This is a genomic window from Rhodococcoides fascians A25f (genome assembly GCF_000760935.2).
Lineage (GTDB): Bacteria > Actinomycetota > Actinomycetes > Mycobacteriales > Mycobacteriaceae > Rhodococcoides.
The window spans coordinates 5,253,678-5,268,026 of record NZ_CP049744.1; the positions used below are offsets into that span (position 1 = coordinate 5,253,678).

Genomic DNA, 14,349 nt, shown 5'->3' on the forward strand with positions numbered 1-14,349 from the left:
CATGGGATTTCCCGATCTGATGGCAGGCTTCGTCAACGTCCTGACTCCGACGCATCTGCTGTTCGCACTCCTCGGCTGCGTGCTCGGCATGCTCGTCGGTGTCCTCCCCGGGTTCGGCCCCGCCGCCGCGGTATCACTACTGATCCCGATCACCTTCGGACTCGACGCCACCACAGCGCTGATCATGCTCGCCGCCATCCTGTACGGCGCAGCATTCGGCGGCACCGTCACCGCTGTGCTGCTGCGTATTCCGGGTGAGGCGTCGTCCATCGCCACCACGCTCGACGGCTACGAGATGGCCAAGAGTGGACGCGGCGGACCCGCTCTTGTCGTCGCCGCACTCGCGTCGTTCGTCGGCGGACTGGTCGGCGTCATCGGATTCGTGGTCGTCGCCCCGTTCAGCCGATTCGCACTCGAATTCGGTGCTCCGGAACTGTTTCTCGTCGCATTGCTCGGCATGGCCCTGATCACAAGCTTCTCGGGCAACAACCCCGCGAAGGCACTGATCAGCGTCGGTCTCGGTCTGGCAATCGCGTCGGTGGGCATCGATCCCGGCCAAGGCGTCCAGCGATTCACGTTCGGCATGCCGGAACTGTTCGACGGCGTCGCACTCGTAGCCGTCGTGATGGGCTGCTTCGGCCTCACCGAGATCCTCATCCAGGCCCGCTCGGCGGGAGGTGCCGGCCGACGACCACTCGCAGTCGGCAAGCTGCTACCCACCAAGACCGACATCACCAGGTCTGCAGGCCCAACGATGCGCGGATCGGTCATCGGCTTCTTCATGGGCCTGCTCCCCGGATCTCCGGGTGCCGCAACCTCATTGGCGTCCTACGCGATGGAGAAGAAGCTCACCAAGCGTCCTGGGCAATTCGGCAAGGGTGCCGTCGAAGGTGTCGCCGGACCGGAATCGGCCAACAACGCACTCGCGCTGTCGTCGATGATTCCGCTGTTCACCCTCGGTATCCCTACCTCCGCCACGGTGGCCATCATGGCAAGCGCCTTCACCATCAACGGTCTGATCCCCGGCCCACTGTTGTTCCGCGACAACCCCGAGGTCGCCTGGACCATCATCGCCAGCTTCCTCGTCGGCAACATCATCCTGCTGATTCTCAACGTGCCACTGGTTCGCCTGTGGATTGCTGTACTGAAGATCCCGTTCCACTACCTGATGGCGATGATCCTGGCCTTCATGTTCCTGGGCGTCTACAGCATCAACGGCAGCGTCTTCGACATCTTCATCATGCTCGGCGCAGGCGTCATCGGATACCTGTTCCACCTCACCAAGATTCCGCTCACACCCCTCGTCCTCGCGCTGATCCTCGGACCACTGCTGGAAGAGAACTTTCAACGCTCACTGTCACTGTCCCGCGGTGATTACGGAGTCTTCGTCGAAGGCCCCATCAACAAGGTTCTCCTGCTCGTCTTCATCGCAGCCGTTCTGTTCGGAATGCTGCGCCCCGTCCTGGCTCGCATCCTCTCCCGCCGCGCCACCGCGAACCACCCCATCAAGGAGCCCGTCTCATGAGAAAACTGCCCATCCTCGTCGCGGCCATCTCTACCGCCGCACTCATTGCCGGATGCAGTGGGGGCACAACCGATTCGGGAGCACCGTTCCCACGCAGCGGTGCCACTGTCGAATGGGTCGTCCCGTCCGCCGCAGGCGCAGGCAACGACATCCTGGCCCGCATCATGGCACCGGCCATGGAAGCCGAACTGGGAGTCCCGGTCAAAGTGGTCAACAAAGAAGGCGGCAGCCAGGTCGTCGGACTGAACTACCTGGCCAACGCCAAGCCGGACGGCGAGACCATCGGCTTCACCAACATCCCGTCGATCCTCGGGCGATACCTGGACCCGAGCAAGAAGGCCGGCTTCGATCGTGAAAGCTTCTCGCCCATCGGGTCGTTCGCGACCAACGACATCGTGATCGGGGTCAACAAGTCCAGCCCCTACGCGAACATCGGCGAACTGTTCGATGCAGTGAAGGCCAACCCGGGCACCATCACGGTAGGCACCGATTCCCGTGCGGGCGACGACCACGTCAACCTGCGCACCCTCGAAGACACTCTGGGCCTGGACTTCAACATCGTTCACTACAACAGCGGTGCCGACAAGATCTCGGCACTGGTCTCCGGCGAAACAGACTTCGCCCTCGGTGGAGTGTCCAGCTTCTACGGCCAGTTCGCCTCGGGTGAGGTGAACATCCTCTCGGTACTCACCGAGGAGCGAAACAAGCTCATCCCCGACGTCCCGACGCTGGCGAGCGAGGGATACGACGCCCCGTTCATGACCAACAACTTCGCCATCAGCGCCCCCGCAGGCACCCCGGACGCGACGATGACCACGCTGCAGAACGCCCTCGAGACCGCGCTGGCCGACCCGAGTGTGGCCGAGAAGCTCACCGGCGCAGCGACACAACCAGATTGGGTCTCCGGTGCCGACGTCGAAACCCTCTGGGAACAGCGTGAAACCGAGATCGAGCCGATCATCGCCGAACTGCTCGCCGACCAGCAATAAGTCACCCGAAAGGCATTGATCTCATGAGCACCGAAACCTATTCCGCCACTGCCGTATCCGACGACATGATCGAACGCTTCTCTCGAGTGCCCGCGGCCAACGTAGGCGATGCCCAGGATCGTTTCGGCATCATCGCCGGCCTCCGACCCATTTGGGCCGGAGCGGCAGTCACCGGCCGGGCCTACACCGTGTGGACCCGATCAGGCGACAACCTCTACATCCACAAGGCTCTCGACGACGCCCGCCCCGGTGACGTCATCGTCGTCAACGGCTCGGGCGACGACACCCGCGCCCTCATCGGCGATCTCATCGGGATCCGCGCCAAATCACTGGGCATTGCGGGCTTTGTCATCGACGGTGCCGTACGCGACGCCGACGCATTGGCCGAGTTGGGCCTGCCCGTGTTCGCCCGCAGTGTCACACCGGCAGGACCGTACAAGAATGGTCCGGGACGGCTCAACGAGCCGGTGGCGCTCGGAGGCGTCGTCGTATCTCCCGGTGATGTCATCGTCGCCGACGCCGACGGCGTGGTCGTCGTGAAGAGCTCCGATGTGGAGGTCGTCATCGTCGCTGCCGAGGAAGTAGTGGCACGTGAGGCGTCGAAACGAGAGAGCTTCTCCGCCCGCAGCCACTGAACACCGCCTCAGACGAGCAGATCCACCGCTGCAGGGCGACCGATTCGGTAGCCCTGCAGCAGATCGGCCCCGACCGAAATCGCGGTCTCGAGATCGTCGTCGGTCTCGACACCCTCGAACACGCATCGCGCGTCGGTCTTGCGCGCGAACTCGAGCACGAGTTCGGCCAATGCCAGCTTCGCCCGGTTCGCCCTCATCTCGTGGACGACGAAGGCATCGAGTTTGACGATCTCCGGTTCCAGCAGAACGAGGTGACGCATACCCGCGTACGCCGATCCCACATCGTCGACCGCCACGGCCACCCCACCACGTCGAAGTTCGCCCAGCACAGCGACCACCGCATCCTCGTCGTCGAGCGCGGCATGCTCCGTTATCTCGACGACCAGAGGTCGTCGCCGACCGGCGTCGAGCAGCAGTTCGATCAGCGGCGCATCGACCAGTAGCGTTGCAGCGCTGAGATTCACGGCAACGAAGGACTCGCAGGGTAGACGAGCGGACTCGTCCAAGGCCCGGACAGCCGCCGATCGGTCGAGCTCGGGTCCCAGACCGCAGTGCGCGGCATCGGTGAACCATGCTGCGGGATCACCACCGGTGGCTGGGAAGCGGGACAGGGCCTCGTATCCCTCGACGGATCCGTCACTCGCGCGGACGATCGGTTGGAACACGACGTTCGGGCCACCGCTTGCGATCACGGCTTCGACCCGCCGCCGCGCACGCAACAGCGTCGAGTGCAGCGGTGTCGAGGTGCCTCTAGTCGACGACACGGGTCCACACGGGAATCACCGAACGCCGCTGAGCCACAACCGCGATCAGTTCAGAGTGCATGCGGATACGGGAATGTCAGCGAACCGGTCCATCAAGAACGTGGCAGCCTCTCCGCCGTAACCGTCGATCAACTGCGGTCCGAAGTGGTTCGGCAACACAGCACCCTGCAGAATCGGCGGCAAAGTATTCGTGCGGAACTCGACCGCGGCACCTCGCCCACACCAATCCTGGGCCAACTGTCGGGCCTGACCGTACGGAACCGTGTCGTCGTTGACTCCGCTGGTGATCATCACCGGTGCGTTCGGAGTACTGCGGCCGATACGTTGCTCGTCCAGGATTCGACCGGCCTCAGGAATGGTGCCCAGGTTCTCTAGCATCGATCTACCGTCGACGGTCAGCGATTCTGTCTTCAGGAAAGGGTATTTCAGAATCGTGTCGCCGATGCACTGCGTGGACAGGTCGTCGAGCACCGCTTTGCCGTGATCGGTGAGTCGCTCGTCGATGAGTGGCAGCAGACTCGAATCTCGCTCGACGAAGCCGTTGAGGGCGTACCCGATCACACCACCGATCAGCGTCCCGTCGACCGTCTTCAACACCTCGAGCAGATCAGCCGTCGGAGCCCCGGCCCACGTTCCCTTCACGTTCAGCTCAGGCGCGTACTCACCGGCGAGTTCTGCAGCGGCGGCGGCAGCTCCCCCGCCCTGCGAGTAGCCCCAGATGCCGATCGGTGCATTCGCGTCGCCGGTCAATTCTGTTGCCGCGCGAGCACCGTCGAGGACTGCGTGCGCCTCCTCCGCTCTGTTCACGTAGGTGTGCAGCCCGGGCGTTCCCAGCCCGATGTAATCGGTGACGAACACGTTCGCCCCCATCGATCCCCACAGCGTCGACGACAGCAACTCCTGGTTGAACGAGATCGACAGTGGTTGCGTCACAGCATTGATCGAGGTAGGGAACGCTCTCGACGGGGCGCACTGATCGCCCTGCCCCACGGTTCCCGGTGCGACGACGATGGTCGGTCGTGGGCCCGCACCTCGCCACGGCACCTCGGTCTCGATGAATGTGCCCGACACCGCCACCGGCGCATCGTCCTGTGTTCGAGAGGTGTACAGCACCCGTTGCGCCTGGGCCGGATACGAGCCGTCCGTACCCGGCAGTGCAGCGAACAACGACATCGGTTGCGTCCGAACGACGGATCCGGGGCTGTCGGCGAGCTGGGCAGGGGGGACGTAGAAATCGTCGACGACATCGGCCTGCGCCGCAGAGGCCCCGAGTACGGTTACCGAGGACGCAAGCACAGCAGTTGCGACTGCGCCGATCATGTGGCGATACAGATGCATTGGATTCTTTCTACCGAGGGGTCAGATAATTGTGCCGAGGTCGCGGGCGACGATGTTGTCCAGCGCACGTTCGGCCAGAGCGGCGATGGTCATGGATGGATTGCACGCTGCTGTGGTGCCGGGCATGAGCGCCCCGTCGAGGACATACAGACCCCGCTGGCCGTGGACACGTCCGTCGAGATCGCACACCGGACCCATGTTCGCCCCGCCCAACGCATGCCAGGTGGACGGGAACAACGCGTTGGTATCGGTGAGGATGCTGCCCGAACCGGCGATGCGACGTACCGTCGGATCGATGGAGCCGTCCTGAATGGCGCTGTCGCCGTTGGCCGGCCAGTACAACTGAGCTCGGTCGCGTGCGGAATCGTAGGCGAAGTGTCCGCGACCGTCACTGACTCCGTAGCCGACGAGCATCGTGCTGTGGGCATCGACACCCAACGGCGGAATGGATGCCTGAATGACCGTGTGAGCGGTGCGCGGGTCGTCCCAGTTCAAGCTGCCGAACACCACCGGACCACCCTGCGGCGTACCGAACTGCTGCTCGATGCTCGACCACACGTAGATGCGATCTGCGTTGGTTCCCCAGCCCTGCCCGAGTCGGTCCGGTAGATCGGGAACGGCTCCGGTGGCCCCGGCACGGACCAGTAGCTTGGTGGTGTTCAAGCTGCCGGCGGCCATGATCAACGCGCCGGTGGTGAGGATCTTGTTCTCCAACACCGTTCCGTCGGAATCGATTCGGTCGACATGGACGGCCCAGCGACCATCGGCAGCACGCTCGATGTGCGTGACGTTGTGTTGCGTCGCCACGGTAGCCAGACCCGTCGCCTCAGCGGCTGCGATGTAGGTGACGTCGACAGAATGTTTGCCGCCGTTGTTGACTCCGAACGCACCGGAGCCGTCGGTGTACGACGGCTTCATCACTCCGCGCGTCTCGTCGAGGGCGAAGTTCCAGTCGATCGGCATCGGGATCTTCGATACCGGCAGGCCCGCTCGCCGCGCATTGGCCGCGAACACCCGGGCTGCTTGATAATTGGGCGTGTCGATCAACTCGTCGGGAGCCTGTTCGAGCTGCAGCATCCGAGCGACGCGGGGGTAGTGGACCGTGTTCAACGTGGCCCAGTCGAGGTCGACCGGAAAGTGAGTCTCGAACACGGCCTGCGAGGGCTGCAACGTCATTCCCTGGTAGATCAGGGACCCGCCGCCCACTCCGGCAGCGCACAGCGCGGTCATGTTCTCGCCGGGGACTGCCTCGAGCAAACCGACGTACGGATCGAACGGAACCGGCCTACCGAATAGATTGGGGCTCGAGCCATACCACAGCATCCGCTTGTCCGGCGCGGTCGCGTTGGGGAAGGTATCGGCATTCGCCCCTGTGGGCCAACGCCTTCCGCGCTCGAGGACCAGAACGGGAACACCGGCCTCGGCCAGGCGCAACGCGGCGACACCGCCCCCGAACCCCGATCCGATGACGATTACGCGATGGTCCTCGCGGGTGAGCGGAATCCGAGTCCTGGCGCGGGTGCCCGCATGGGCTACGCCGGTCCCCGCCACTACAGCCAGACCGGCTACCGCAGTAGCGCCCAGAAATGACCGACGGTTCAGATTCGACACGTTCCCCCCACGCTCGCTGACGTGCACGCATCGAGACTCGGGTCACATGTACGTGCGGTGCCAAACTAGACAGAGTGAGGCTCGGGTGTCAAGTTTTCGATGCTAAGCAAAGGGCAGGACGGGAATCAACCACCGTTCGAGGTAGCGCCGCAAACCGTCGTCGTCGTGAATGGACGGGTCGTCGAACAGAATTACCGACAGCCCCACCCGCACGATGACGCCGTCGATGCCGTGGAACTGCGTGGAATCGAAGCCCGGATTGCGTGCGATGTACCCGTCGAGAAACTGGCGAACCACCGGCCGCGCGCGATCCATCATGTCCGCGTCGAACAGTGGGTTCGCGTTGCCCGAGCGCAACAACGAGTTCAGAACAGGTTCGCGCCGAATGAGATTGCGCGCAGCGACCACGGTCTCGACGATGAATTCCGTCGGAGTCTCGGCCTGATCGGCCTTGTCCCTGATACCGCCCAGCACGTCGACGATCAGTCCCACCATCGCCTCGGAGACCATGTCCTCACGGGTGGTGAAGATCGAATACACCGTCTGCCGCGTGACACCCGCAGCACGCGCCGCAGCCGCGATCGTGACACCCTCGAAGCCGCTCTCGGCGATCAACCCGAGGGTGGCATCGAGAATCTTCTGCTTGGACCGCACGGTCCGATTATGACGGAATTCGAGCGTTGCGGCCTCATCCGACGACGGGGTGGAGACGATAAGCTCGCACCTGTTCATCGAATGGGGGTTCACACGTGAGCGAGAAGACGACACCCGGGGCGACGCTGCGCACCATCACCGGCACCACCAGCGGAGACCTCGAAGCAGTCGAAGCCGACGGGCTGATCCACGCACGGGGAATCCCCTATGCCACCGCCACGCGATTTCGTAGACCCGAACCGGTCGACACCCCGGGGGCGACGCGCGACGCCACCCGACGCGGCCCGGTGTGCATCCAAATGCCCTCCCGGCTCGACAATGTCACGGGCCCGATGGTCGACGGGCTCGAACAGAGCGAGGACTGCCTCGTGTTGTCGGTGACCGCTCCCTCTGAGGCGGAGGGACTTCCGGTGATGGTGTGGCTGCACGGCGGCGGCTACGTCTCCGGCGGCGGGGAAGCCGAGAGATACGACGCCGACCACCTCGTTCGGGAGGGTGTCGTGGTGGTCAGTGTCACCTTCCGGCTCGGTGGATTCGGTTACCTGACCCCGAAAGGCTCAGGGGACAGCAACATCGGTGTGCAGGATCAGATCGCAGCACTGCGCTGGGTGTCGACCAACATCGCTCGATTCGGCGGTGACCCGCACAACGTGACGTTGTTCGGGCAGTCTGCGGGCGGCGATGCCATCCTCGCGCTGATGGCGTGCGAGTCGGCCGCAGGGTTGTTCTCGAGGGCAATCGTGCAGAGCGCGCCTCTCGGGTTGCGTTCGGGCCGTCCGGCTCTGTACGACACGGCCCGAAAGGCTTTCGCAGCACACTTTCGTACCGACCCGGCCACCGCTCCCGCGACGGATGTCCTCGATGCAGAGCGTGCCGTGACGAAGGCCGTGCGCAGGTTCGGTGCTGCAGGCGGAATGCCGTTCGGGCCGGTTGCTCACCTCGAGCCCCTGTCCGCCGACCCCGAGGCCGCCCTACGCAGAACTGCCCCTGGCGTCGAACTTCTGATCGGTCACACCAGAGACGATGCTTCACCGTTCGTGGACGTCGTATCGAACATGTTGTGGCTGAACAGGTTCGGTATCGTCAGTTCGGTACTGACCGCTCCGGTCGTCCGTCTCGTCACCAACCTCTTGTTCGGCGTCGACGGCATGGTGAAGATGTGGCACCGAGCCGGTGGTCAGGTCGCGTCGTACCGAATCGACTGGGCACCGAAGGGCGCACCGTTGGGAGCGTGCCACAGCATCGATTTGCCGTTGCTGTTCGGTGACGCGTGGTGGGACGCGCCGATGTTGGCCGGCAATACTCCCCCGGAGGCGTTGGCCGCCAAGGTGCGGCAGACATGGGCCGCGTTCGCCAGAGAAGGAGTGACCGGACTGCCCGGGCGCTCGATGGTGTTCTGACCGGCCCACCCTCTCCGATCGTCAGAGCTGCGTGTCGGCAAGCACACCGGCAACAACGAAACCTCCGGCGATGGCGCAACCGGCCACTCGGGTGCGGCGCGGAAGGTATGCGGTCAAGGCGAAAGCACCGGTGTCCCATACGTCGACGGCCACCCCGGCACGCAGCAGGGGGCGCACCAACTTCGGTGCGTACTTCGTGGCTGCGTACAGCCCGCCACCGATATAGATCTCTCGAATCCCGAAGGTGCGTGCGGCAGCTCGCGTGGTCGCCACTGCGGCGTCGGGACCGGCGAGGAGTTCGTTGGCCCGCGTGGGGGCGATCATGTGAGCGACGCCGATTGCGGCGCGGCCCAACCCGACGATCTCGGGAAGGCGTCGTACGAATGCGGAGCCAGTAGCCATGAATACGTTCCTCAGGTAGTGGAGTGAGTGTTCTCGCGAGCCAGCCGCCGGAGCAGGCCGACGGGTTTCTTGATGCCGAGGGCCACGATGGTGGTACGGCCGTCGTCATGACTCCATTGCAGAAGGGCCGATCCCTCGTCCACGGACCCTTCGAGAACGGTCGGTTCTCCGTCGAGCGGAAGGGGGCCCACAACTTTGATGGACAGCCCGAGGATCTCGGTCCAGAAGTAGTCGTCGCTGGGTGCACACGTCGGGTCGAGGCCGAGCGCGGACGCTGCCGCCACTTTGCCCTGCGCGACGGCGTTGGACCAGAACGGGGACCGACCGGACCCAGTTCGGGAGTAGGCGACGTCGCCCGCCGCGAACACGTCGGGAAGTGCTGTGGCGCAGAGTCCGTCGACAGCGACACCCCGAGCATCAGCGATACCGGCGCCAGTCAGCCAACCGGTCTCGGGCACATCGCCTGCGCAGGTGACCACCACATCCGCCTCGAGGGTGCGACCCGCGCACTCGATCCCGCGGACGGGGCTGCCCATCAACGAGACCGGGCTGTCGGCACGGACAAACCGAACCGACGCCGCCTCGGCGCGGGCAGTGATCACGTCGGACAGATAGGGCCCCAGCAGCCGATGCAACGGGGGATCGACATCGACGACGGTCACCTCGATATCGCGAGCAATGCATGCACTCGCAACTTCCAAGCCGAGGAAGCCTGCCCCGACGACGACTGCTGTTCGAGCCGTGTCCAGTTTCGTTCGCAGCGCCCGGACGTCGGCGAAGGTCCGCAACACGTTCTCGCCCGGTTGATCCGGACCGGCGATACGTCGGGCGGACGCCCCTGTCGCCACGATGAGGGCGTCATAGGGAACGTCGGTGCCAAGGGCCGTTGTCACGATGCGGCGATCGGTGTCGACCGATACAGCGCGATCGCCGATCGAGGTGATAACGAGATCGGACAGATCCCACGTCTCGGCCTCGGCCACATCACCTTTGAGGACGTGCTTCGACAACGGCGGTCTGGCGTAGTAGCCGTCGGGGTCCGCACCGATCATGGTGAGCGCGCTATCGTGACCCCGCGCGCGGAGCTCACGGGCCGCGGTGCAGCCTGCGATGGAGTCGCCGACGATGACGATCCGACGTTCAGCGGTGTTCACTTGCTCTCTCGGAGGGCCGCTACCGGACAGACGCCGATCGCAGAACGTGCCCCGGAAGCAAGGTCGTCCGGAATGTCGTTGTCGTCGAAGGCATAATGAAGCTCGCCCTCGTCATCGAGGCTGAAGACCTTCGGCGCTTGATCGGCACAGATTCCATGACCTTCACACCGATCCCAGTCGACGTCGATTCTCATTGCGGTGTCCCTTCTGCAGCCACCAATTTCAGCGGCAGGCGTTCGTATCGGTGAATGACGTTGTTGACGGCCCTTTTCGGTGTTCCCGAGGGGACGAATCTTTCGACCCTGCGCGCCAGTACCCGGAGCATGGTCTGCGCTTCGAGGCGCGCGAGACCCTGACCTGCACACCCGTGCACTCCGGATCCGAATCCGAGTTGCCGAGCGGCGTCACGGGTGACGTCGAATGCATCGGGGTTGTCCCACTCGCGTTGGTCCCGGTTTGCCGACGCGTAGATGACCAGCACGCGTGCACCTTTCGGGATTCGCGATCCATCGATCTCGACGTCGCGCACGGCCCGGCGTGAGAACGCTCGGATGGGGGACTCGTATCGGACGACCTCGTTGACGGCGTTGGGGATCAGGTCCGGGTCCTGTCGGATGGCCAGCCACTGCTCGGGGTGGCGAGCGAACAGAGCGAGTGCGCCGGAGATCGCTCCGATCGTCGTATCGAGCGATGGGCCGAGGTAGTCGATCATCAATGCCGGACATGCGGACTTGCCGATCCTGTTCTCGTCGGCGGCTTTCAGCACGTCGTCGCCCATACTCCCGGGGAGCACCGACCTCTGCCGCACCACCTTCTTGGAGAACGCGAGCATCTCGGTGGCGGCCTTCACGGCCGTGACGGAGTGACGATTGACGGGCCCGAGCGAGTCGAATGTTGCTCCAGCCCAGCGGAGAAGCTCCTCGCGACCGTCTTCGGGCCACCCCACGAGGTCGGGCACGACGGACATCGGCAACGCCGTGGCGAGATCGTCGACACCGTCGACGAACGTCTTGCTCAGGGCCGCATCGACGATGCTCTCCGCCTTCTCCTCCACTGCGGCCGTCATCTTTCGCACGGCCTTCGGCGTCAAGCGGTGCGCGAGAACCGCACGCTTGGTCGCGTGCTCGTCGCCGTCGCTGTTGAGCGTCGTGCCACGTCCGAGCCTGTTGGCAACCGGATTGAGTCCTACCCCGTCCCCGGAGATGAAGGTCTCGTCGTCGAGCAGGACCTTCTTACAGTCGGCAAAACGCGAGACGGCGAACACCTGCTGACCCGGAAGCCACACCACCGGACCGAGTTCTCGCAACCTGGCGTAGTGCGGGTACGGATCGAGAATGGCGTCGGTGGAGTAGATGTTCCTGCGGTACTGGGGAATCGACACGTCGGTTGTCATCAAGTCCTCGATGGGGCCACGGATCCGGCGACGTCCGCCAGACATTGACGATATCGTCACTCATCACACGTCACCGCGTCAAGCATTTTTGACGAATTCGTCAATATTTCTCGCGATAGGCTGCCCTCACGACATTCCAGAGCAGGAGCACACCGTGACCGAAGGCAACCGCGTCGAGCGCCGCAAGGCACGCACCAGAGCCGCGCTGGTCCGCGCAGCTCAAGGGCTTCTCGCCAGCGGAAACACCAACGCACCGGTCCTCGAGATCACGCAGGCAGCCGACGTCAGCAACGGATCGTTCTACAACTACTTCGAGAGCAAGGAAGAGCTGTGGCAAGCGGCCATCGACTCCGCCCTCGAATCCGCAGGCGACTACCTCGACTCGCTCACCGTCGACCTGGACGACGCAGTCGAAAAGTTCACCCAGTCCTTTCGATTGTCCGGACGGCTGTTCCGCCTCGAACCGGAACTGAGTCGTGTCCTGCTCAACTCCGAGGCCGCGGCATTCGCCGCGGCCGGGGGCCTTGCCCCGCGTTCGCGTCGTGATATCGAATCAGCCGCCGCACAAGGACGATTCGATGTGGACGACGCGGATGTCGCACTCGCCATCGTGGCCGGTTCTCTGCTGTCGATGGGTCGACTGCTGCTCGCCCAACCCGAACGCGACGAAGCAGCGACCGTGGACGGCACGACACAGCGCGTTCTACGGGCACTCGGAATCTCTGCAGACGAAGCCGAAATCCTCTGCAGCCGAGAACTTCCGACGTCGTACAGCGGCGGAGTTCACGCAGCGATCGACCCCTCGGGCCAGCCGATCACATAGACGACCAGAGTCAGTCGTCCACGGCCCTGAGCGCGACGCTCAGCGCCTCCTGCGCCGATATGTCCGCTTCGATCGCTCCGCGCATCTCGGCATCGTCGAGGTCGACGAGCAACGGCATATCGGCGTCGGACAGTCCTCGCACATCGGCGAGTTCCTGCTCGCGATCTTTCGCTCGCCGGTAGACGGCAAGGGCCTCGTCCTGCTTCTCTCGTGCGGTGGCCATGCCATCAAGCCTTCTTATGTCGCGCTGGGGCGTGGGCAGACACCTTGACAGGAGCCGATACAGCAACGGGTTCGAACTTCCGATCACTACCGCGCGTGCTCATCTTCATGAAGTTCTGCAGTTCGTCGTGGATAGGTGTGTCGGTCATGAGACTCGACCTTCTCGACCTACGATTCGCAGGTCGGTTCGGTTTCGCTGAACCATTGTGTGCGCTGAACGAGCGGCGTGACACCGACCCTACGGCCTTTCCTCCCACGCGGTCCACGCTGCGCTGCACATAGTCGACCAGAACTACGTTGCTATCGACGGGCGAGGGGCTCGGAGTCTACTGTCGGTAACACGTCGACAGGGTCGATCGCAACGAAGCGGCAGTCGATGGCCGGCCCTCTGTACGCAGCGCGGGGTAACGGCGACTCGAACCTCGACAAACATTCCTGCCGAGGACACATGCTGTTGGTCCGGCGCACGTGCGGCAGCGGCATTCGACGTACAGGATCGAGTCCTCAGTGCTCACCTACAGCTTCAACCTCGAATACCGAGGCGTGTGCCCACTATGCCAACGAATCACGTTGGGCGAAAACGTCGTATCCTCTCCGCTCCGAGGACCGGTCACCAGCCGCATCTATGCCTCCTGTGAGGCCTGCGGATGGGAAGGACCGGGATGACGGCTAGCCGATCACCGGCGTGCGGTCCTTCGTCAGTTCGTCGAGTTCCGCTTGCATCACAGAGTGAACTCTGTGAGCGAAGTCCTCTGCGGACTCGTCGGGTTCGGGACGCATCGGGGCGAGCACCGACGTCTGAAGCTTCGTCGGTAGCGGTAGATACGGAAGCAACCCGACCACCCCCACATTCACGCCCCAGGGAATGGATACCGACAGCGGTAGCGTCTTGACCCGAAATGCCGTCTTGTCCAATCGGAGCGCCTTGGCGATACGACGTCCACTGCTGAGGACGAGGAGTGACTCACCCGCGCCCGCGGTCACGACCGGAACTATCGGCACCCCGGCTTCCATTGCGAGACGCGCGTAACCACTGCGTCCGGCGAAGACGATTTCGTTTCGGTGCCGCCACGACTTCAGCGCATCGAGGTCACCGCCCGGAAAGACCAGTACATTGTGCCCCTCCTCGAATGCGTCAAGAGCATTCTCTCGAGCGGCCGGCCGCGCGCCGAAGGGCTCGAGCAACTTTCCTGCACGCAGTGTCCACGCGATCTGGTGCGTCAACGCGACCACTTCCCTGGACAGCTTCAGATCGTCGTAGGCCGCCGAGAACGCGAACACGTTCAGATCGATCACTCCGCCGAACCCGTGATTGCACACGAACAACACGGGCTCGTCGGGAACCGGTTGTGCGACCGACACTTCGAGGCGGTTGTACAGACGGACCGCATTGATTCCCATGGCCCGAATCGCCCGAGGTACTTTGTGCATGGGCGCAC

The 14,349-nt window shown here is 63.9% G+C and carries 15 protein-coding genes; 5 read left to right on the forward strand and 10 right to left on the reverse strand.

Annotation, left to right across the window (positions count from 1 at the left end; genetic code table 11):
* Position 1 precedes the first annotated feature (1 nt).
* The 3 genes from BH93_RS24655 to BH93_RS24665 are packed head-to-tail and all read left to right on the forward strand — an operon-like array spanning position 2 to position 3,149.
* Entirely contained in the window at positions 2-1,525 is a 1,524-nt protein-coding gene (locus tag BH93_RS24655) for a tripartite tricarboxylate transporter permease (protein ID WP_037173122.1), read from the forward strand.
* Positions 1,522-2,514, forward strand: coding sequence for a Bug family tripartite tricarboxylate transporter substrate binding protein (locus tag BH93_RS24660; protein ID WP_037173123.1), 993 nt, complete (start codon positions 1,522-1,524; stop codon positions 2,512-2,514). Before BH93_RS24655 ends, BH93_RS24660 begins: the two co-directional genes overlap by 4 nt.
* Positions 2,515-2,537: 23 nt before the next feature.
* Entirely contained in the window at positions 2,538-3,149 is a 612-nt protein-coding gene (locus tag BH93_RS24665; protein WP_037173125.1) for a methyltransferase, read from the forward strand.
* Positions 3,150-3,157: 8 nt separating this feature from the next.
* On the opposite strand, the gene BH93_RS24670 is transcribed toward BH93_RS24665, so the two are convergent.
* From BH93_RS24670 to BH93_RS24685, 4 genes are all read right to left on the reverse strand, one after another.
* Positions 3,158-3,913, reverse strand: coding sequence for an EAL domain-containing protein (locus BH93_RS24670; RefSeq protein ID WP_052065023.1), 756 nt, complete (start codon positions 3,911-3,913; stop codon positions 3,158-3,160).
* A gap of 45 nt (positions 3,914-3,958) precedes the next feature.
* Positions 3,959-5,251, reverse strand: a complete 1,293-nt coding sequence (locus BH93_RS24675; RefSeq protein WP_242459063.1) for a lipase family protein — start codon at positions 5,249-5,251, stop codon at positions 3,959-3,961.
* A 21-nt stretch (positions 5,252-5,272) separates the two neighbouring features.
* Positions 5,273-6,862 carry a GMC oxidoreductase gene (locus BH93_RS24680; RefSeq protein ID WP_037173126.1) on the reverse strand — a complete coding sequence of 530 codons (1,590 nt, stop codon included), beginning with the start codon at positions 6,860-6,862 and terminating at the stop codon, positions 5,273-5,275.
* 102 nt (positions 6,863-6,964) lie between these two features.
* Positions 6,965-7,516 (reverse strand): TetR/AcrR family transcriptional regulator, encoded by a 552-nt coding sequence (locus BH93_RS24685; RefSeq protein WP_037173128.1) that lies wholly within the window; start codon positions 7,514-7,516, stop codon positions 6,965-6,967.
* 95 nt (positions 7,517-7,611) lie between these two features.
* On the opposite strand from BH93_RS24685, the gene BH93_RS24690 reads away from it, so the two are divergent.
* Positions 7,612-8,916: a carboxylesterase family protein gene (locus BH93_RS24690; protein ID WP_242459064.1), complete on the forward strand. Its 1,305-nt coding sequence runs from the start codon at positions 7,612-7,614 to the stop codon at positions 8,914-8,916.
* 21 nt (positions 8,917-8,937) lie between these two features.
* Here BH93_RS24690 and BH93_RS24695 read toward each other — a convergent pair whose 3' ends face one another.
* From BH93_RS24695 to BH93_RS24710, 4 genes are read right to left on the reverse strand one after another with little or no spacing between them, the layout of a single operon-like run.
* Positions 8,938-9,318, reverse strand: coding sequence for a hypothetical protein (locus BH93_RS24695; protein ID WP_037173129.1), 381 nt, complete (start codon positions 9,316-9,318; stop codon positions 8,938-8,940).
* A gap of 11 nt (positions 9,319-9,329) precedes the next feature.
* Entirely contained in the window at positions 9,330-10,472 is a 1,143-nt protein-coding gene (locus tag BH93_RS24700; protein WP_037173131.1) for an NAD(P)/FAD-dependent oxidoreductase, read from the reverse strand.
* Positions 10,469-10,666, reverse strand: a complete 198-nt coding sequence (locus BH93_RS24705; protein ID WP_032405340.1) for a ferredoxin — start codon at positions 10,664-10,666, stop codon at positions 10,469-10,471. Before BH93_RS24705 ends, BH93_RS24700 begins: the two co-directional genes overlap by 4 nt.
* A complete protein-coding gene (locus BH93_RS24710) occupies positions 10,663-11,865 on the reverse strand; it encodes a cytochrome P450 (protein WP_037173132.1) in 1,203 nt (400 codons plus the stop codon). Before BH93_RS24710 ends, BH93_RS24705 begins: the two co-directional genes overlap by 4 nt.
* 154 nt (positions 11,866-12,019) lie before the next feature.
* On the opposite strand from BH93_RS24710, the gene BH93_RS24715 reads away from it, so the two are divergent.
* The gene (locus BH93_RS24715; protein ID WP_037173134.1) at positions 12,020-12,688 is read left to right on the forward strand and encodes a TetR/AcrR family transcriptional regulator; all 669 of its coding nucleotides are present in this window, start codon (positions 12,020-12,022) and stop codon (positions 12,686-12,688) included.
* Positions 12,689-12,698: 10 nt separating this feature from the next.
* Here the strand turns inward: BH93_RS24715 and BH93_RS24720 are convergent, their stop codons facing one another.
* Both BH93_RS24720 and BH93_RS24725 read right to left on the reverse strand, forming a co-directional pair.
* A complete protein-coding gene (locus BH93_RS24720; protein ID WP_037173136.1) occupies positions 12,699-12,911 on the reverse strand; it encodes a hypothetical protein in 213 nt (70 codons plus the stop codon).
* A gap of 668 nt (positions 12,912-13,579) precedes the next feature.
* Positions 13,580-14,341, reverse strand: coding sequence for a lysophospholipid acyltransferase family protein (locus tag BH93_RS24725; RefSeq protein ID WP_037173139.1), 762 nt, complete (start codon positions 14,339-14,341; stop codon positions 13,580-13,582).
* Positions 14,342-14,349 lie beyond the last annotated feature (8 nt).

Coding starts and splice junctions, on each gene's coding strand:
- BH93_RS24725 (WP_037173139.1), bottom strand. CDS start 14,341: ATGCACAAAGTACCTCGGGCGATTCGGGCCATGGGAATCAATGCGGTC.
- BH93_RS24665 (WP_037173125.1), top strand. CDS start 2,538: ATGAGCACCGAAACCTATTCCGCCACTGCCGTATCCGACGACATGATC.
- BH93_RS24695 (WP_037173129.1), bottom strand. CDS start 9,318: ATGGCTACTGGCTCCGCATTCGTACGACGCCTTCCCGAGATCGTCGGG.
- BH93_RS24675 (WP_242459063.1), bottom strand. CDS start 5,251: ATGCATCTGTATCGCCACATGATCGGCGCAGTCGCAACTGCTGTGCTT.
- BH93_RS24710 (WP_037173132.1), bottom strand. CDS start 11,865: ATGACAACCGACGTGTCGATTCCCCAGTACCGCAGGAACATCTACTCC.
- BH93_RS24720 (WP_037173136.1), bottom strand. CDS start 12,911: ATGGCCACCGCACGAGAGAAGCAGGACGAGGCCCTTGCCGTCTACCGG.
- BH93_RS24655 (WP_037173122.1), top strand. CDS start 2: ATGGGATTTCCCGATCTGATGGCAGGCTTCGTCAACGTCCTGACTCCG.
- BH93_RS24660 (WP_037173123.1), top strand. CDS start 1,522: ATGAGAAAACTGCCCATCCTCGTCGCGGCCATCTCTACCGCCGCACTC.
- BH93_RS24705 (WP_032405340.1), bottom strand. CDS start 10,666: ATGAGAATCGACGTCGACTGGGATCGGTGTGAAGGTCATGGAATCTGT.